This is a genomic window from Verrucomicrobiota bacterium (assembly GCA_037139415.1).
Taxonomy (GTDB): domain Bacteria; phylum Verrucomicrobiota; class Verrucomicrobiia; order Limisphaerales; family Fontisphaeraceae; genus JBAXGN01.
Genome location: JBAXGN010000174.1, coordinates 1 through 17534, shown reverse-complemented (window position 1 = coordinate 17534; position 17534 = coordinate 1). Strand labels below are relative to the sequence as shown.

20 protein-coding genes are annotated in these 17534 nt (G+C 58.3%); 14 read left to right on the top strand and 6 right to left on the bottom strand.

The window, feature by feature from the left end:
- Positions 1-1276, bottom strand: a 1276-nt coding sequence (locus WCO56_23470; protein ID MEI7732551.1) for a type IIL restriction-modification enzyme MmeI, incomplete at its 3' end; no start/stop codon positions are given.
- 171 nt (positions 1277-1447) lie between these two features.
- On the opposite strand from WCO56_23470, the gene WCO56_23465 reads away from it, so the two are divergent.
- Positions 1448-1672 carry a hypothetical protein gene (locus WCO56_23465; GenBank protein ID MEI7732550.1) on the top strand — a complete coding sequence of 75 codons (225 nt, stop codon included), beginning with the start codon at positions 1448-1450 and terminating at the stop codon, positions 1670-1672.
- Positions 1673-1981: 309 nt separating this feature from the next.
- Here WCO56_23465 and WCO56_23460 read toward each other — a convergent pair whose 3' ends face one another.
- Entirely contained in the window at positions 1982-2740 is a 759-nt protein-coding gene (locus WCO56_23460) for a DeoR/GlpR family DNA-binding transcription regulator (GenBank protein MEI7732549.1), read from the bottom strand.
- 110 nt (positions 2741-2850) lie between these two features.
- Here WCO56_23460 and WCO56_23455 point away from each other — a divergent pair, with 110 nt between their 5' ends.
- The 12 genes from WCO56_23455 to WCO56_23400 all read left to right on the top strand — a co-directional run bounded on the left by WCO56_23455 (position 2851) and on the right by WCO56_23400 (position 11157).
- On the top strand, positions 2851-3525 hold the full coding sequence (locus WCO56_23455) for a phosphate propanoyltransferase (GenBank protein MEI7732548.1): 675 nt from the start codon (positions 2851-2853) through the stop codon (positions 3523-3525).
- Between the two features lie 46 nt (positions 3526-3571).
- Entirely contained in the window at positions 3572-3859 is a 288-nt protein-coding gene (locus WCO56_23450) for a BMC domain-containing protein (GenBank protein MEI7732547.1), read from the top strand.
- Between the two features lie 40 nt (positions 3860-3899).
- Positions 3900-4181, top strand: coding sequence for a BMC domain-containing protein (locus WCO56_23445; protein ID MEI7732546.1), 282 nt, complete (start codon positions 3900-3902; stop codon positions 4179-4181).
- Between the two features lie 65 nt (positions 4182-4246).
- Complete coding sequence (locus tag WCO56_23440; GenBank protein ID MEI7732545.1) at positions 4247-5428, top strand: acetate kinase; 1182 nt, start codon at positions 4247-4249, stop codon at positions 5426-5428.
- A gap of 54 nt (positions 5429-5482) precedes the next feature.
- Positions 5483-5776 (top strand): BMC domain-containing protein, encoded by a 294-nt coding sequence (locus WCO56_23435; protein ID MEI7732544.1) that lies wholly within the window; start codon positions 5483-5485, stop codon positions 5774-5776.
- 109 nt (positions 5777-5885) lie between these two features.
- Positions 5886-6203, top strand: coding sequence for a EutN/CcmL family microcompartment protein (locus WCO56_23430; protein ID MEI7732543.1), 318 nt, complete (start codon positions 5886-5888; stop codon positions 6201-6203).
- Between the two features lie 7 nt (positions 6204-6210).
- On the top strand, positions 6211-7689 hold the full coding sequence (locus tag WCO56_23425; GenBank protein ID MEI7732542.1) for an aldehyde dehydrogenase family protein: 1479 nt from the start codon (positions 6211-6213) through the stop codon (positions 7687-7689).
- Positions 7690-7747: 58 nt separating this feature from the next.
- On the top strand, positions 7748-8113 hold the full coding sequence (locus WCO56_23420) for a four helix bundle protein (protein MEI7732541.1): 366 nt from the start codon (positions 7748-7750) through the stop codon (positions 8111-8113).
- A 12-nt stretch (positions 8114-8125) separates the two neighbouring features.
- A complete protein-coding gene (locus WCO56_23415; GenBank protein MEI7732540.1) occupies positions 8126-8404 on the top strand; it encodes a EutN/CcmL family microcompartment protein in 279 nt (92 codons plus the stop codon).
- Positions 8401-8706, top strand: a complete 306-nt coding sequence (locus WCO56_23410) for a EutN/CcmL family microcompartment protein (GenBank protein ID MEI7732539.1) — start codon at positions 8401-8403, stop codon at positions 8704-8706. Before WCO56_23415 ends, WCO56_23410 begins: the two co-directional genes overlap by 4 nt.
- Before the next feature lie 12 nt (positions 8707-8718).
- On the top strand, positions 8719-9834 hold the full coding sequence (locus WCO56_23405; GenBank protein MEI7732538.1) for a class II aldolase/adducin family protein: 1116 nt from the start codon (positions 8719-8721) through the stop codon (positions 9832-9834).
- A gap of 48 nt (positions 9835-9882) precedes the next feature.
- Positions 9883-11157 carry a hypothetical protein gene (locus WCO56_23400; protein ID MEI7732537.1) on the top strand — a complete coding sequence of 425 codons (1275 nt, stop codon included), beginning with the start codon at positions 9883-9885 and terminating at the stop codon, positions 11155-11157.
- A 36-nt stretch (positions 11158-11193) separates the two neighbouring features.
- Here WCO56_23400 and WCO56_23395 read toward each other — a convergent pair whose 3' ends face one another.
- The 4 genes from WCO56_23395 to WCO56_23380 form a co-directional block, all read right to left on the bottom strand.
- On the bottom strand, positions 11194-15270 hold the full coding sequence (locus WCO56_23395) for a HEAT repeat domain-containing protein (protein ID MEI7732536.1): 4077 nt from the start codon (positions 15268-15270) through the stop codon (positions 11194-11196).
- A gap of 136 nt (positions 15271-15406) precedes the next feature.
- Positions 15407-15814: a hypothetical protein gene (locus WCO56_23390; protein MEI7732535.1), complete on the bottom strand. Its 408-nt coding sequence runs from the start codon at positions 15812-15814 to the stop codon at positions 15407-15409.
- Positions 15815-16044: 230 nt separating this feature from the next.
- Entirely contained in the window at positions 16045-16335 is a 291-nt protein-coding gene (locus WCO56_23385; protein MEI7732534.1) for an XRE family transcriptional regulator, read from the bottom strand.
- Complete coding sequence (locus tag WCO56_23380; GenBank protein MEI7732533.1) at positions 16307-16975, bottom strand: type II toxin-antitoxin system RelE/ParE family toxin; 669 nt, start codon at positions 16973-16975, stop codon at positions 16307-16309. Before WCO56_23380 ends, WCO56_23385 begins: the two co-directional genes overlap by 29 nt.
- A 12-nt stretch (positions 16976-16987) precedes the next feature.
- Here WCO56_23380 and WCO56_23375 point away from each other — a divergent pair, with 12 nt between their 5' ends.
- Positions 16988-17392 (top strand): hypothetical protein, encoded by a 405-nt coding sequence (locus WCO56_23375; protein MEI7732532.1) that lies wholly within the window; start codon positions 16988-16990, stop codon positions 17390-17392.
- Positions 17393-17534 lie beyond the last annotated feature (142 nt).

Here is a 17534-nt window from a genome sequence, read left to right as displayed (position 1 = left end):
GGTGGACGTTGAGCTTGGAAAGCTTATTGACGGCATCCAGCGCCATTTCATGCTGACGACCGTGCAATTCCAGCAGCACTTCCAATTCCAGTTTGCGCAGTTCGCGGTAGGTGATGACTAGAAAGTTGCCGCACCCGCAGGCGGGATCGAGGAACGTCAGGTTGGCCAGCTTATCATGGAATTCCTCCAAGCGGGCCATGCGGCGGGTGGAACGGTTGGTCTTGATGCTTTCAAACTCTGCCCGCAGTTCATCCAGAAACAGTGAACGAATGAGCTTCAGAATGTTCTTTTCCGCCGTGTAATGCGCGCCCACCTGGCGGCGTTCCTTGCTGTCCATGACGGCTTGGAAGAGCGACCCGAAGACGGCGGGGGAAATAGTCTCCCAATGGAACCGGCAACAGGCCAGCAGGCCATTGCGCATGTCGGCATTGAAATCCGCAAACTCCAGCTTCTCGGAAAAGAGTTCGCCGTTCACATACGGGAACTGGCTCAGGTCCTCATCCAGGTTCTTTTGGCGTTGCGTGGTATCCGTGTTGAGAATGCGAAACAGATGTGCCAAACGGAGACCGAGATCGGAGCCATCCTCGGCGGTACGATCGCGGATTAACAATTCAAAACCTTTGGTCGGGAAAAGGCCGGTGTCTTCAGCGAAAAGACAAAAGAGGATGCGGACCAGGAACCGTTTGAGTTCGTGCCCAGTGTAGCCGCCATGCTCCAAGGCATCGTGCAGGTTGCACATGAGCTGGGTGGCTTCGAGGTTTGCGGGGCTTTCCGGGTCCAGCCGATGCTGGGTATATCCGGCGACGAACGCAAAATGGCGGATATGCTTGTGAAACTCTGCGAGCGGAAACTCAATGCTGGGCGGCAACCGTTGCAACAGCGGGGCATCCGGGTCTTGTTCCGGCTCCAAATCATGCAACGCAACGCGCGTGAAATCAGAGACGAGCAGCCAACGGGGAATTTCCGCATCGCGCCCGGAGTTCTTCAAGCCGCGAATGTAATCCATGCCTTGCGCGTGGGCTTTGCCGAGGTCCGCCCCGGCGGTCTTGTGCTCGACCAGCAGTTTGCCGGGCCAGAACAGGTCAATGAAGCCCCAATCCCCCGAGAGTTTCTTCACCGGCTCCTCGAACGTGGCCACCGTGCGGCGGCGAATGCCAAACACATTGAAGAATTCATTCCAGAACGTCTGGCGCTCGGCAGCCTCGCGGGTTTCGCCTTGCCACTCATTGGCAAAGGCGATGGCGCGGTGACGAATCTCATTCCACGAAAGTGGCATGGGGCGACGATAGCAAACGCGGCGGCACGGTCAATGAGAAGTCGTGGGCAGGTTTCGTTTTTGTCCGGCTACTTTATTCCGCGACACCTGCCGCTAAGTTGATTTTCGTATAAATGAAGCTGGCCTTATGCCAAGGAGTGGGTATAATCTCTCCTCTTTAACAGGTACGCTATGAAGAAAACACCCATCCAGTGGTTTGAAGAGATTCAAATGACGCGGGAGCCTTATGGAGTCAACGCGTGTTATGTGGCCGTGTGCCCAGTTTGCGGAGCGACACAGACCGCCGAGATCGCCAATACGGAGAGCACGGTGGAGATGGTCGCCCGCAGCAAGGTGTTGATGCATATCCGCACCGCGCACCCCGAGGTGATTGATGAGGCCATGCCGGGCCTCTGAGTTTCCAGGATTTTCCCAACTACGGCTGGAATTGGCTGGCCGCCCAACGCCAATTTCCCATGGGAAACCCATGCAGGACGATAGACAATCGCCAAAAGTCTATCGGCCAGCGTTAAAAGTCTATGGTCCAACGCCGTTTTCCCATAGGATATTGACGAAAGTCTATAGGCTAGCGGCGTTTTCCCATGGGAAATCGACAAAAGTCTATAGACAATCGCCGCAAGTCCACATGCAATTTTGGGTTTTCCACGGGCATTTGGCGGTTAAATAGCCTTCGCCGTTAATCAGCGCAAACCAAACAGCCTCCCCTTACCCCGCCACAATCACCTCAATACCGCGTTCGCGCAGGGCGTTTACCATCTCCGGTGGGGCGCCGTTATCCGTGACGATCGTGTCAATCACCTCCAGGTCGCACATCGGCACCACGGATTTTCGACCGAATTTGGTATGGTCCAGGCAGATGATGACTTTCTGCGCGGATTTGATCATCGCGTGCTGGATCTCGATCAGGAGTGCATGGGAGTTGGTGATGCCATCCAACGTCAGCCCGCCCGCCCCCATGATGGCCACATCCGCGTGCATGTCCGAAAAGCTGTTGATGGCCACCGGTCCTACCAGCACTCCCAAGCGCGGATAGATCACACCCCCGGTCACCAGCACCTCCACCTGGTTATCCGAAATGAACAGGTTGGCGACCGGCAGGGAATTGGTGATCACCTGCGGCGCTTTGCTGCCCAGATACCGCGCCACGTGATAGACCGTGGTGCCCGCGTCCAAGATCAGGCTCTGGTTCGGCTTGATGAGTTCAGCGCACGCTTTGCCGATGGCTTCCTTTTCGCTCAACTCATGGGTGTCCCGTGTGGAAAACGTAAATTCGTCCGTGCGCGGGTTGACGATCCGGCCTCCGCCATGAGTTCGCTTGGCCACTCCGGTGACTTCCAGCGCGGTCAGGTCCCGGCGGACGGTGGAAATGGACGCCTCCACCTCGCGGGCGAGTTCCTCCAAAGAGGCAAATTCCACCCGCCCAAGGTATTCTTCGATGCGCCGTTGTCGCTCTTCCGCTTGCATGTCTTAAGTCTTAATCTTGGTAGATTTTGGTAGATATTGGTATAAGCTGATATTTTTTGCAAGATTTAATTTGACAGGGAGCCATTTTTCTACCAAACTCACTCCATAATATGTCTGCGCAAGCGCCCATACATCGTTCAGCGGTCGAACATTTGGTTCGGCAAGCGATCTATCAGCGGTTATCGCTGCCGCTGCCTCGCACGGCCAAAGGCCCCAACCCGCTTTTGGTAAACGTGAGCGCCCGTCATTGCCATCTGACCCAAGAGGCGGTGGAAGCGCTTTTTGGCAAAGGCCACAAGTTGCAGGTGCATAAATGGCTCTATCAGGATGGCCAATTTGCCGCCAAGGAAGCCGTCACGCTGATCGGCCCCCGCAGCCGCGTCATTTCCAATCTCCGCATTCTCGGTCCCTGCCGCAATTTGAATCAGGTGGAGCTGGCATATACGGACGGCATCGCACTGGGCTTTGACCTGCCGCTGCGCGCCTCGGGCAACATCAAGGATACGCCGGGCTGCATGCTGATGGGCCCCAATGGATTTTTTGAGATGAAAGACGGCGTGATTCGCGCCGAGCGACATGTGCACATGCATCCGGATGACGCGGAATTCTACGGGGTGAAACCGGGCGGGTACATGCAACTCAAGATCGGCGGCCCGTGCGCCATTACGCTGGATGAAATGCTGGTGCGCGTGGACAAGAGTTTCAAGCTGGAGGTCCACATTGATACCGATGAAGGCAATGCCTGCAATCTCCAGGCAGATACTCCCTGCGAATTAGTCAAGTAATTGAACCATTTTAAAACGAAAACCATCAACCCATAAAAATAAAACTATGAGCGAAGCATTAGGAATGATCGAGACCAAGGGCTACATCGGCGCCGTCGAGGCGAGCGATGCCATGGTAAAAGCGGCCAACGTCACGCTGGTCAAAACCATCCCCATCGGCGGCGGTTTGATTACCGTCTTCTGCAAGGGCGACGTCGGCAGCGTCAAGGCGGCGGTGGACGCGGGCTCCAAGGCGGCTGGCAAAGTCGGCGAGCTGGTCAGCTCCCACATCCTGGCGCGTCCGCACGAGGATTTGCTGAAGGCATTCCTGGGCGATGCCGCCATCAAGAAGTAGCCTGAACTGACAACCACAACCAATAACGATTAATAAATTTATGGTACAGCAAGCAATTGGCATGATCGAAACGAAGGGGCTTTGCGCCCTGCTCGAAGCCTGTGACGCCGCGCTCAAAGCCGCGAATGTCACCCTCGTGGGCTGGGAAAAAGTCGGCAGCGGATACGTGACCGGATTCTTCCGGGGCGACGTCGCCGCCGTGAAGGCCGCGACCGACGCCGGCGCTGCCGCCGCCTCCCAGGTGGGTGCCGTGGTCGCCGTGCAGGTGATCCCGCGTCCGCACGAAGGATTGGGCGGTCTCGGCAAGTGGCTCCAGCAATAATCAAGGGTGGAGCGCCGATGGCCGGGGCGTTGTCCTGACGCCGCCGTGCCTCGTATCGCCAGACCATGAAAATCCTGGTAGCCAACATTGGTAGCACGTCGCTCAAGTGGCGGCTGTTTGATTTCTCAAACGGCCAAGAGCGGATGCTGCACAAGGGTGGTTTCGAGCGGGTGACGGATTACGCCGCCGCCATCGAAGACTGCCTGGCGCAGTTGAAGCAGGGGGGCGCCATTGCCAGCGAGAGTGACCTGGCCGCCGTCGGGTTTAAGACCGTGGTGGCCAAGAACGTCTCAGGCTGCGTGCGTTTGGATGAAACCGTGCTGCAGGCCATGGAGGCTTTTAACCAGCTCGCTCCGGCCCATAATCCGCCGTACATTACCGGCATCCGGCTGTTCGCTCAACGGATGCCCAAAATGCCGCTGATCGGGTTGTTTGAAACCGCCTTCTATCAGTATGCCCCCTCGGCCTCGATGCGGTATGCTGTGCCGGAAAGCTGGTACGACCTGGGCGTGCGCCGCTACGGTTTTCATGGTGCCAGTCACAAATTCATTGCCGAACGGTCGGCGGAATTGCTCGGTCGCGAGGATGTGGCCGAACGCGCCCGGATGCTCTACGTGAATGGCGGCACCTCTCCGGTGCGCCAGCCCGCGCTGCGCGTCATCTCCTGTCACTTGGGGGGCAGTTCCTCCATTACCGGAATTTTAAACGGTGTGGCGATCGGAAATAGTTTGGGTATGAGCCCGCAGTCCGGTCTGCCTCACAATAACCGCGTCGGTGATTTGGATTCCAGCGCGATTCCGTTCCTCCTAAAAACCACCAGCCTCTCCTTGGCGGAGATCGAGAAAATGCTCTGCAAAGAGTCCGGTCTGAAAGGGTTGTCTGGCGGTTATAATGATGTCCGCGACCTGGATGCCCAGGTTGCCTTGGGAAATCCGCGCGCCAAGCTGGCGCTCGATGTTTTCGTTCAGCAAATCCGCCATTGGGTGGGGGCTTATCTGGCCGAGCTGAACGGTGCGGATGTGCTGGTGTTGACGGCGGGGATTGCGGAAAACCAGGTGAGCCTGCGTGAAGCAATCTGCGCGAACCTGGATCAGCTTGGCATCGTGCTGGACCCGGAATTGAACCAGCAGGTTAAGGCACGGGAAGCGGTCATCAGCGCGCCGAATTCACGCGTGAAAGTCATGGTGATCCCCACGAACGAGGAGTTGGTGGTCGCCCGCGAGGCGAAGCGGCTCCTGGAAAAATGAAGCTGAAACATACCATTTAACAATTTACGATTAACCATTAACCAAAACAAATCTATGTCACAACAAGCAATTGGAATGATTGAAACTCGGGGTCTCGTGGCGCTCGTCGAAGGTACGGACGCCATGCTCAAGGCCGCCAACGTCGAGTTGGCCGGGCCGATGATCCAGGTCGGAAACGCGCTGGTCACCGCCGTCGTGGTGGGGGATGTCGCCGCCGTCAAGGCCGCGACGGACGCGGGCGCCCAAGCCGTCAAGGCAATCAAGGGCGAACTCGTCAGCGTGCATGTCATTGCGCGCCCGCACGCCGATGTGGAACAGGTGTTGCCGAAGAAACCGGTGGCCAAGTAGAGGCTTGGGAAACGGAAGGTTGGAAGTCGGCTGCCATCGGCGCGGGTTGTGCGGGCGGTCCGGCTTTCAGGTTCTAACGTTTGACCGTTGATTTTCCACCTGCAAAACCATGTTTCTCGCCAAAGTTGAGGGTTACGTTGTCTCGACCAAAAAGGATCCGAGCATGAGCGGGCGCAAGCTCCTCGTGGTGCGGCCCCAGTTGGTGGATGACAAGGACCCCACCCGGTTTAAACCGGGCAGCAATACCATTGTCGCCGTGGATAGCGTGGGGGCCGGCGCCGGCGAGATGGTTTTGTTCTGCCAGGGCAGCTCCGCGCGCCTGGCGGCCGGCTTGAAAGAGGCTCCGGTGGACGCCGTCATCATCGGCATCGTGGATACCGTGGATGTGTTTGGGAAAGAGATTTATAGCGCCAAGGCGCAAACTTGAATGACCTATGAGTTCGCAAATCAATGAAACGCTGGTGCGGGATGTCGTGGCTGAAGTGCTGGGGCGCTTGGGGCAGGTATTGACCACTGCTGCCGTGCCCAAAAGCGATTGCGGTTGTCCTGTTCCGGCTCCCGCCAAGGATCCCGGTCCGCGCAAGTTCGGCGTGTTTCAGGACGCCAAACAGGCTTGCGAAGCCGCGCATCAGGCGTACCTGCAACTTTCGGAAAAGGGCGTTGCCGGACGCAATAAAGTGATCCAGATCGTCAAGGAACTCGCCTTCGCCAACGCCGTGGAATGGGGCCGCATCGAGTTGGAGGAAACCAAGATCGGACGCCTCGATCACAAGATCGAAAAGCTGAAAGGTCTGCGCGGTATTCCCGGCGTCGAGTTTCTGCATCCTTATGCTTTGAGCGGCGATCACGGTATTACCCTCGAAGAATACGCGCCCTTCGGCGTCATTGGCGCGGTGACTCCCTCGACGCATTCTATTCCCACGCTGGCCTGCAATGTTATCAGCATGGCGGCGGCGGGCAATGCCGCCGTATTCAACGCCCATCCCGGCGCAAGCAAATGCGCGGCGATGGCGACGCGGATATTAAACGAGGCGATCTTCCGTGAACTCGGCATTGAGAACCTCGCGTGCATTGTTGAACAACCGACGCTGGAATCCTTCCAGGCGATTGCGGCGAGCGAACACGTCAAATTGCTGTGTGTCACCGGCGGTCCGGGGGTGGTGAAAGCCGCCATGGCCAGCGGCAAACGCGCGGTCTGCGCCGGACCGGGCAACCCGCCCGTGCTGGTGGATGGCACCTCTTGCCTGGACAACGCCGCCAAGTGCGTGGTCTTTGGTGCGGCTTACGATAATAATCTGCTGTGCATCGGCGAAAAAGAGGTGTTCGTGCTCGAACCGTTTTTCGACAAGTTCATGGCCGCCTTGGAACGGCACGGCGCGTATCGCCTGAACAGCTCCCAGGTGGAGAAGCTGTCCAAAGAATCCTTTACCTTCCCGCCCGGACAGGGCGCCGGGTGCGGACATCCCGTGCTGAACCGTAATCTGGTCGGCAAAGATCCCGAAGTGTTGGCCCGCATCGCCGGTGCCAGCATTCCGGCCGGCACCCAACTGTTGATCGCCGAGACCCAGGCCGATCATCCGTTCGTGTATGAAGAGCAGATGATGCCGTTCGTGCCGGTGGTCCGCGTGAAAACCGTGGCCGAAGGCATTGCGGAATCCAAGAAGGCGGAACACGGTTACAAGCACAGCGCCATTATTCACTCGCACGACGTGTCGAATATGACGGCGATGGCCCGGGCGCTGGAAACGACGTTGTTCGTGAAAAACGGCGCGTGCGTCGCGGGTTTGGGCGTGGGCGGCGAAGGCTACTCGAATTTCTCCATTGCCACGACCACCGGCGAAGGCATCTGCAATCCGCGAACCTTCACCCGTGTGCGGCGGTGTGTGATGGTGGACAAACTCAGAATTTTCTAGAAGTTAGGAGATAGAAGTTAGGAGATAGACTAGTAAAAATTAGGAACTAGAAGATGGAATGAATAAACCTGCGCGAAGTTTCAAGGACTTGATGGTCTGGCAAAAGGCCCATCAATTCGTTTTGGATTTGTACAGGTTTTCCCATGGTTTCCCGGATTCTGAACGATATGTGCTGACATCTCAACTCAGGCGGGCGGCCATTTCCATCGCGGCGAATATCGCCGAAGGGTTCCCCAAACGCGGTCCGAGCGATAAGGTGCGTTTTTTCAATATCGCTCAGGGCTCGCTTGAGGAAGTGCATTATTACTTGGTATTGGCCAAAGACCTTGGGTATGGAGATACGACGAAATTAGAAGGCCAATATGTCGAGGTCGGGAAAATGTTAAACGGCTACGCGCAGGCCATTCTAACTTCTAACTCCTGACTCCTAACTACTATGCTATTGGCCCGTGTTGAAGGCAATGCCGTCTCAGTCCGCAAGCATCCCGGTTATGAGGGGTGGCGGCTGGTGATCTGCCAGCCGATTGGCAACGCGGGCGAACCCGAGGGCGCGCCCCAGGTGGCGATTGATCCCTACGGGGCCGGGATGCATCAGCGGGTGGTGATTTCGTCGGACGGCTGGGCCGCCCGGCAGGCGGTGAAGAATGCAAAATGCCCGGTGCGCTGGTTGGTGATCGGGATTGTGGATGAGATGGAACCGAACGTGCCAGTATGAAATTTGGAACGGTTATAGGTCGGGTGACATTGAGCGAGACGGTGCCCGCGTTGGTGGGTGCCCGCTGGCTCGTGGTCAGCCCGTTTACCCGTGAGCATTTTCAGCGCGGCACCAAAACCCCGGCTGGCATGAGCAAAGACCCTAGTCTGGTGATATATGATTCGCTCGGTGGCGGGGTAGGGGATACGGTGGGATACGAGGAAGGCGCGGAAGCCACCGCACCTTTCGACAAACCCACCCCCATTGATGCCATAAACGCCGCGTTGATCGATGATATTTTTTACAACCCATTGAAACTATAATAACGGAACTTTATGAAAAACGTAATCAGTCTCAAAGAAGTTGAAGAAATGGTACGGCAAGGCAAGGATGTTGCCAATCTGCCGGCTGATGTGTTGCTGACGCCATCCGCGCGTGATTATTTGCGCGACCTGGATTCGGGCGTGGCGAAAAAGCCGCAAGTTACCGCCGCTGCGGTGCCGGCCAAGCCGGCTGCGGCCGTTGCTTCAGGGGATACCTACGGTTCCGCTGCCACCGGTCTGCTGCATGTGCCGAACATGAAGTACAGCTCCAAGACCCCCAAGGCCGAGTTGGAAGCCTATTTCAATTCCCCGGAAATTAACCTCTTCAAGGCGCAGATTTGCGACATTGGCCGCCGCCTCTGGGAGCGCGGTTACGTGGATGGTAACGGCGGCAACATCGCCATCAAGGTCGGCGAGGATATTGCGGTGTGCACGCCCACGCTGGTGTCCAAGGGGTTCATGAAGACCTCCGACGTCTGCCTGGTGGATTTCGAGGGCAATCAGCTCGCCGGTACCAATAAGCGCACCAGCGAAATTCTCATGCATCTCCAGATGATGAAGCGCCAGCCGCGCGCTGTCGCTACGGTGCATTGCCATCCGCCGCACTCGACCGCCTTTGCCGTCGCGCAGGTCGAACCGCCCACGTGCATGATCCCGGAAATTGAAGTCATGATCGGGACAGTGCCGGTGGCGGAATATCAAACGCCCGGCACGCCGGAAATGGGCAAGCTGGTGGCGGACCTGGTGGACAAGCATAACACCGTGCTCATGGGCAATCACGGTGCGGTGGCCTGGAGCCATGTGAATGTTGAGGACGCCTACTTCAAGATGGAAATCCTGGAGGCCTATTGCCATACCGTCGTCGTCGCCATGCAGTTGGGCGTGCCGCTGAAGACTTTCAGCCCGGCCCACCTGAAGGACCTGATCCGCATCAAGACCACGCTGGGCATCCCGGATTCCCGCGTCGGCCTCAAAGAATGCGAACTGTGCGACAACAGCGAGTGGCGCACGGGGGCGGTGTGTGACGCTCCGTCCAAGCCCGCCGCTGGCGAAACTGGCAAACTGAATCCGGACGCCGAGAAGTTGGTGCAGGCCATCACGGAACAAATTCTGAGCAAGCTGAAGTAAACACGCTATCCCGGTGGCGGGCAGATGGGGCGGGTCGGTGCTATATCAATGAAATCTTTGGACGCCAAACTGGCGGAGATCAAAGCCAATCCGGCTTCGCGTGAGTTTATCCTCGCGGATGCGAAGGATGCGGACATGGCTTTTGGCGTGCGTGCCACCGGCCCGCGCTCCTATCTCTCCGGTCAGGGCGAACGTCCCGCCCGTTTTTCCCCGGAAGTCTGGACTCGCGAGGAATTCGGCTACCGCAACTTGCCTGAGTATCTCGATATCATTCGCGAGGTGGTGCATCAGGGGCTGGTGGATATCATGTTGATGTCTGCCTATATCAACGAAATCCTGACCATTCAGGAGGGCTTGTTCCGCAATTCGCATGTCACCCCGGCGGCCCGCGCCAATGACGCCACTGATGTTTGGGCGGTGCGCCACGGCTGTTATACCCGCGAGCCTGCCCAGCCGTTTCGCAGTGCCACCATTGACCATATTCAATGCGGCAAGCTTGAGTGTGACCGTTCCACCGGCGAATTTCCGGGCGCAAACCTGGGCCTTTACTCGGTGACCTTCGTCAATAATCTCGAGCAAGACAAAGCCACCCTCCAGCGCTTCAAGGAATTCCGTGAGGAAGCCGAGCGCAAGAAATTCCGTTACTTCCTGGAGATCTTTGATCCCAACGTCAACAGCGGTATCCCGCCCGAAAAGTTGGGCGAATTCATCAACGACAATATTTTGCGCACGCTCGCGGGAGTGGCCGGTGCGTCGCGTCCGGTGTTCCTGAAGATTGTCTATCACGGTCCCAAGGCGCTGGAGGAACTGGTGCAGTACGATCCCAATATGGTGGTCGGCATCCTGGGCGGTGGCGCGGGAACGACGTATGACGCGTTCCGCATGATCCACGATGTCAAAAAACACGGTGCGCGGGTGGCCCTTTACGGACGCAAGATCAACGGCGCGGAACATCAATTGGCGTTCATCGAGATGCTCCGGCTGATTGCCAGTGATAAAATTGATCCGGTGGAAGCCGTGCATGCGTACCATGCCATCCTGGGCAAATTCAAAATTGCGCCCAAGCTCGCCTTGGAAAAAGACCTGGAGCTGACCGACCAATCCATGAGCTATGATGGCTCGGCGGCGCGCCGTTCTACCGTATCCGTTCGGAATAACCCGCTGGCTACAGATTCCTCGCTACCTTCGGTGGGGCGGACGGAAGTTCAATCCAGCGCGGCGGCCTGGCCCATTCGGCCCAATGGCGCTCCCGATTTTGATAAAATGACTCCTGTCCACCGCCTGGCTTACGATCAGTTCCGCCTCACCCGCCGCTACGGGTGATCTAAACTCTGCTCGACGTTTTCCTTTGATTGAATATCAGGGTTGGAGGGTCTCCAGTAAAACGCGGCGGGTGGAAACCTCGGGGTAATTGGCGGCCAGTTTTTTGATTGCTCCCATACTGTCGGGATCGCGCATCCGGGTGAGCGCCTCGGCGGCGGTGTAACGCGTGTCCGGCGCGTTGTTCAGGTCCGCAATCACCTTCAGCAATAACGGCGCGGCGCGGCGATCACCAATGCGCCCCAAAGCCCAAGCCACTGCCGCCCGCCAGCATGGCGTCAAATCGTTGTGCAGGAATAAGACACCGGGGCCGAATGGATCAGGTCGTCCAGGAGCCGCCTCGGTGGGCGATTGCTCTAGTGCAGCCAGCAGCGCATCCGCCGATTGTGGTTGCGCCAAATTACCAAGGGTGCGCGCCAGGAAAAAGCAGACCCAATGTTTCACCGGCAGCACTTTGACCACGGGGATGCCGGTATCGAAGACGCGCGGGATGTCGGTGGATTTCATCTGGTACCGGTCCAGCGCGGCCCGGATGCGCGGCTCGTACTTGGTGTCGCGGCAGGTGAGCGAGAGAATCTGGGCGGCACGATTTTCCGGGTCCGGTTTGCCGCCCCAAGCCTGGTGCGTGGTGGCAATGGCTGTCTCGAGGTCTTGGGTTTTGACGGCGGCGGCATCCCCCAGGATACCCAGGCAGGTTTCAACGACGGCCGCCTCGGCTCCGCTCCGGCGGATGACCCGGCCAATGAGCGTCTCGCAATCGTCATTCACCAGCAACAGCGCCCGATCGGGATCGGTCGGCACCGACCGGATCAGGAAGGGGATCAGATTGGTGGCGTGGGTTGTGCCCAAGGCATCCAACGCTTCCGTGATAAAGTAATGCACGGGCGAAGCGTGGCAGGCCATCAGCGCGCCGTGGTCGCCATACCAGGAGGTGTGGCGTGGGTAATCCTTAAGTTGGATGAAGGCGTTGATCAGCGCCGTTTCCGCCTCCGGGGTGCCAATGCGCCCCAAGGCTTCGGCGGCAGCCTCGGCCAGGAAGAGATTTCCTTTATCCGGGTCGCTGTGTCGAATCAAGGTCTCCGCCAACATGGGCACCGCCCCGGCGTCTTTCAAATACCCAAGCGCGCGCGTGGCTGCCTGCACGGTGCGCGGATTCATTGCCTCCAGTGAATTGAAACGCGCGCCGTCGCCCTGATGCGTTTTGCGCCATTCAATGACCGATGTATCGTCGCGCTCCCGGCTCACGTAAGCACGCAACGCCGCGCGGGCCGGTTCTCCGCCAACGTGCCCGAGGGCAACCGCCACGCGCCGGACAGTGTCGCGATTGGTGGTATCAAGGCGTGACACCAGGTCGGCTTCAATTTTTTCCCACGCATTGTTTTTGAACCATTCGCGCCAGGCATCTGCCTGGGCGGTGCGATGCGGCATCGGATCGTAGGCGTTGAACGGTTCCACGTGGACGGTGAGATTTTCCAAGGCGACCACTCCCGCCTGTGCAACCATGGGTTCCACATCGGTCAGCGTTGCCAGCAACGCCGGGATGCTCTCCCGATTGCCGCAGGTGCTCAACGCCAGCGCGGCAGCGACGCGCAATTCCCGGCTGGGATCGCGCAGGCATTGCGCCAGTGCAGGCGCGGCGGCTGGGTTGCGAAACAGCGCCAGCCGTTGGGCGGCGGAAATTTTCAAGGCCGGGTCTTTTCCCTGCAATTGGCCAATAAGCTCACTGACCTCTTGCCCACCGGTCGCAAGCGGGGCGGCCGTTTCGCTATGCCGGTTAATACCCGCGACTTCCCGGTAACGGTCGAATTGCAGTTCCATGAGGCCGGTCACCGCCGCGTTGTTGCCGCGGAACCGGTGGGGCTGCCCCTGGCCAAGCAGTTTCAAAGGCGGCGTGCGCATTGCCTGCATGACGGCTCCCGGCGGCGGGGTGGATTGCCGTGGTTGGTGGCAGCCGATGCACCCGCGCTGTTCCCCCGGCCGCACATAAATCCATGACATTTCATTGAGTTCGGAGCGCCCCTCCGCATCCACCGCCTGAAAGGCAATGGCAGTATCCGCCGGCACTTCCACGGCGAACGAACCATCCGGTGCGAGCGGCACAGTGCCTAATTCCCGCACTTCGCTGCCGGCATGCACAATGTATGAATGCGAAGACCGCACGGTCAACCCCTTGCCGGCCAGCACGCGAATGGCCTTGATCTGCGGCCACCCGGCCTTGGTGTTTTTCGTGAAGCGCGCATTTTGGCAAAACAGCACACCGGTGGCGGGCGCAGTCGCGTCCGGCGGCGAAGTCACTTTTTCCGCCAATTGCGGCGGCTTCCGGCGCGCGCCGAGATAGACGGGCGAATGCAGCGGCCCGTTGCTGGACGTGTGGAGCAACACCATCTGAGGCGGCTGGCTTTCCGGATCGAGGATCATGATTTTTTCGTAGCTGAGGTCCTGCACGGTTTGTTTCTCCTTGCCCTTGGGAATCTCCACCGGACGACGCACGGGCGTCGTACACAGCAGCCTCCCATCCGGCAGCGCGGCCACATCCCCCGCCTCTACCCGCAAATGCTGCACATCCCTGGCGGCGCTGCCCGGCTGGCCAATGGTGATGCCCGGCCCGGAGACAAATGCCACTCGGCCATCCGGCATCGGCGCGGGGCTGCCGCAGACAAAGGCGCGCAGCCGCCCGCCATAATCCGGCCCCAGTTCCAGCCCAAACTCCGTGTAGCCTTCCGTGCCGTCCGGATGCACCGCGTGCAACAGCGTTTCCACCTTGCCGCGATCAAAGAAGTTATCCGTCCGTAAAAACAGGATGCGCCCATCCGCCATGATTTCCGGCTCGTTGTCGAAAATGAACGTATGGGTCAGCGGATGAACATTACCCCCATCCGCGTTCATCATGAAGAGGGAGCGGGACGGCGGGTTGTGGTATTCCTCAAAGTAGCCGATGCGCGTTGAGGTGAAGACGATCCGGCCATCGGGCAACTCGGCTGGGTCAATGTCGTGGAACGGCCCCTCCGTCAGCCGGACCAGCTTCCCGCTCCCAACGTCCAACTGGTAGATATGGAAAAAGGCCTCGCCCTCGCGTGCCATGGAGAAAAACACCGAGCGCCCGTCAAAGGAAACGCCGGGCGAACCCAGGCCGCCTTTGCCGGCGTCCAGCAACAGGCGCGGGGTGGACCCGGGCTTGGCGGGTTGCAGCGCGAATAATTTGCGGCCGACCTTCATCGGCGCCGGCAGATCGTGCTCGGGGAATCCGCGTGATTTGCGCGGATTAAAGATCGTCACATTCAGGCTGTCGTACCCGGTGCCGGTGTGGCTGAGCGGACGGTACAAACTGCAATCCTCACCCACGAACACCACCGCCTCCGGCCAGGCGTAATTCTCGGGGGCCGCCACTTCCGCGACGGCCACCGAATTCCCGGCCGCCGGGGTTTGCCGGTTGGCGTTGCGGGCGGCGGCCTTTTGCTGGGTCAGGACCTGGCGCACCCGCTGACGGGCCGCGCTGGGCGGCTGCCCGGCCGGTTCCAAGGGGGAACGCACCGCGATTTTCCCCCACGGCGGCACGCCGTAATCCCCCACCACAAACGCCAGCCGCCACTTCCGGTCATCGAATCCGGGCTGCTCCCAATTCGGGGTTTCCTTCTCATTGCAGCGCCAGGCGTCATCCGTCACCAGCGTCACCGTGGAGCCATCCGCCATCCGCGCCGAGAGTTTGAGCAATAAACCCGCCGGGCCAGGCGCGGTGTTGATGGCTTCGACGGCCAGGACATTCCGCCCCGGCGCCAACAACGCGGTCACGTCGAACCGTTTGGGCTGGTTCCACGCGTTGGGGTCCGCGCTGCTCTCGCCCGCCGGCTTGCCGTTGAGGTACACCGTGTAGAGATTATCCGCCGTCACGATGATTTCCGCCGCTTTGACTGGCGCTGTTTCCGGCAGGACCACCGCGGCGCGGAAGCAGTGGGCCCCGGCGGGGAAATGCATGGACGCCTCATCCGGGTCCACGGCGTACCAAATCCACTTGGCACCCTCAAACGTGGGGGGCGGGGTTTGCCCCATGGCGCTCAATGCCCACCAGAGACTGGCGAGCAACCAACCGATTCCTAGCTTATTCCCGGCGTGCATCATAGCCCTTGACGTTGGATTGACGGCGCATATTCAGGAAAAGGTATTTGTTGGAAGTGGAATCAAAGAATTGGGTGAAACGAGAGCGGGCATTTGAGCTGGGGTGGCGGACCAGTGAACGCACAGTGAAGGCCGAGGGTTAGGCGTTTCCAGGTGTTGGCTTTGTTTCTTTGCCCGTTGGAAGTAGAGTGACGATGTGATGCCAGTGGCGCTCTGTGGCGTAAGTCATAAGTCCGCGTCCGATGCCAATAAATACGCAAAAACGGAGCAAAATGGTACGATGCTCGGCGTGCTTGCGCGCCTCGGTACAAAGCCACTCCTCGTCAAAGCCTGCCCATTCGCCAGCCACTGTGAGAAGGTTGGGGCTGACTACCGGAGCAACCTCGTAGAGATAAATGTCGCGCAATTCCGCGACTGTGTAGCCTGATGCTGCCGCAATGTTGGCGATACGTTGCAAATCTTCGTCCTGAAGTTCGGTGTCGAGCCAGAACTCAGAAAACGCCTTCCAGACAGGCTTGCGGCGCTCGAACTCGGCATCGGTAAGCATAGCTGGATTCGTTCTATTCATGTGGGACGTAAAACCGCCTAACAGTCTTCTCGAACGCCCTTCTCGTCCATGTCTTCCGGTGGCCAATTTATTATCATGGTGGCGACCATCCCTAAAAAGGCCCCTCGGGTCAATGCGAAAAGGCCTGTGGTTCTGTTATTGATTGCCCCCGTTTCCGCCCCAGGACAAGCGGAATCAAAGAATTAGGCAAAAGTTAGCTTGGAATGATTTTATGCGGGCAGGAGTTCAATTTTCAGTTTGAACCCCAAAACATGAGCGGCCTTGCCCAAGGTGGCGAGGGTGATGGATGGATTCGAAGCATCCAGCAGCCGGTCTACGGCGGCACGACTGGTTTTCATGCGTGCCGCCATTTCGGCCTTGGTCAATGATTGTTGTTCGAGCAATCCGGCAAATTGCAATGCTATGGCCTGCTTAATTGCGCGAGTCTCCACCTCTTCGATGATGCCCTCCTCTTTCAGGAAGTCCTGGAAGTCACTGCCGCGATGAGTTCTTTTGTTCATAAGCCTGCAAATATTGCTTTCGTCGTTTTTTGGCCAGGTCAAGGTCTTGCTTGGGCGTCTGCTGCGTTTTTTTGATGAACCCGTGCAATAGCACGATTTCCTGGTCCACCTCGATAAACAGCGTTCGCGCGATCCGGTTTCCCAGTCGTGATCGGACTTCCCAAATGCCATCGCCCAAATAATCCACCAATGGCTTGCCAACCGGCCAAGCGTACTGCACGGTCAGGATATCAACACCGATGCCCTTGCATTCCTCGCGCGCGAGGGATTTAAGCCACTCGCGCACCGGTTCGCCACTGGCTTCCGTTTTAAAAAAGACCACGTTGAGCGGGCGTTCCGCTTTCATATGCAAAAAATGTACCAGAAATGATACATTTGTCAAACGGGATAATGGATCGAATTTACTGCCGCATTGAACATCAGTAACGCGCCGAGACGCGCTGGTGATTTGGCGATAGAAGTTTGTGCTGCCATTGGCACCTAATGTACGGCCCGAAGCCTGGGAAAACACCGTTCGACAACCATACACCGACGCGCGTCTGTTGGATGCGCGGCGGTGGCCGTGGAAAAACGTTCCCTTGCTGGGAAATGAGGGTATAGTTTCTGCAAATGAAGCTTGGTCGACAATGTTGGTAGCCACATTCGCGCGCGCATGAATAAATGGAGCATCATCATAGCGGCAGTTCTGGTTGCTGTATGGCTCATTGTGACCACGGTGCGCGACTTTGCCGACGCGGTTCGGCATTTCTCATCGCAGCCGCGCGACCTGCTCTACGTCTTGGCCATCGCCATGCTCGGTGGATTTGCGGCACTTGGGTTCACTCGGCTTTCACCTCGCATGCAGCGGCACGTCAGAGTCTTTGCTTGGGGAGCAGCAGCGAGCACCTTGACGCTGTTCGTTGGCTACTTCGCGTTTCACCTGTCTTCACTTTCCTCGCTCGCCGTCGAGTCTGGCGGCAGTGCTTGGGTTGGTTTGGCGTTGCTGCTTTTCTCTGGCATCACCGCTTATCTGTGGTTCGAGTTTTACCGAGCGTGGAAGACAGGAGTTTCGCATTGACCCGAGGGGCCTTTTTAGGGATGGTCGGCACCATGAAAACCAACTGGCCACCAGAAACCATGAACGAAAAGGTCGTTCAAGAAGACTGTTAGTTCTACTTCGTTAAGTTTTTTTGGGTATTTTTTGACGCTGCGCCCGTTTG

Coding starts and splice junctions, on each gene's coding strand:
- WCO56_23410 (MEI7732539.1), top strand. CDS start 8,401: ATGAAATTTGGAACGGTTATAGGTCGGGTGACATTGAGCGAGACGGTG.
- WCO56_23420 (MEI7732541.1), top strand. CDS start 7,748: ATGAATAAACCTGCGCGAAGTTTCAAGGACTTGATGGTCTGGCAAAAG.
- WCO56_23405 (MEI7732538.1), top strand. CDS start 8,719: ATGAAAAACGTAATCAGTCTCAAAGAAGTTGAAGAAATGGTACGGCAA.
- WCO56_23425 (MEI7732542.1), top strand. CDS start 6,211: ATGAGTTCGCAAATCAATGAAACGCTGGTGCGGGATGTCGTGGCTGAA.
- WCO56_23395 (MEI7732536.1), bottom strand. CDS start 15,270: ATGATGCACGCCGGGAATAAGCTAGGAATCGGTTGGTTGCTCGCCAGT.
- WCO56_23445 (MEI7732546.1), top strand. CDS start 3,900: ATGGTACAGCAAGCAATTGGCATGATCGAAACGAAGGGGCTTTGCGCC.
- WCO56_23430 (MEI7732543.1), top strand. CDS start 5,886: ATGTTTCTCGCCAAAGTTGAGGGTTACGTTGTCTCGACCAAAAAGGAT.
- WCO56_23465 (MEI7732550.1), top strand. CDS start 1,448: ATGAAGAAAACACCCATCCAGTGGTTTGAAGAGATTCAAATGACGCGG.
- WCO56_23385 (MEI7732534.1), bottom strand. CDS start 16,335: ATGAACAAAAGAACTCATCGCGGCAGTGACTTCCAGGACTTCCTGAAA.
- WCO56_23455 (MEI7732548.1), top strand. CDS start 2,851: ATGTCTGCGCAAGCGCCCATACATCGTTCAGCGGTCGAACATTTGGTT.
- WCO56_23440 (MEI7732545.1), top strand. CDS start 4,247: ATGAAAATCCTGGTAGCCAACATTGGTAGCACGTCGCTCAAGTGGCGG.
- WCO56_23450 (MEI7732547.1), top strand. CDS start 3,572: ATGAGCGAAGCATTAGGAATGATCGAGACCAAGGGCTACATCGGCGCC.
- WCO56_23460 (MEI7732549.1), bottom strand. CDS start 2,740: ATGCAAGCGGAAGAGCGACAACGGCGCATCGAAGAATACCTTGGGCGG.
- WCO56_23375 (MEI7732532.1), top strand. CDS start 16,988: ATGAATAAATGGAGCATCATCATAGCGGCAGTTCTGGTTGCTGTATGG.
- WCO56_23415 (MEI7732540.1), top strand. CDS start 8,126: ATGCTATTGGCCCGTGTTGAAGGCAATGCCGTCTCAGTCCGCAAGCAT.
- WCO56_23435 (MEI7732544.1), top strand. CDS start 5,483: ATGTCACAACAAGCAATTGGAATGATTGAAACTCGGGGTCTCGTGGCG.
- WCO56_23400 (MEI7732537.1), top strand. CDS start 9,883: ATGAAATCTTTGGACGCCAAACTGGCGGAGATCAAAGCCAATCCGGCT.
- WCO56_23390 (MEI7732535.1), bottom strand. CDS start 15,814: ATGCTTACCGATGCCGAGTTCGAGCGCCGCAAGCCTGTCTGGAAGGCG.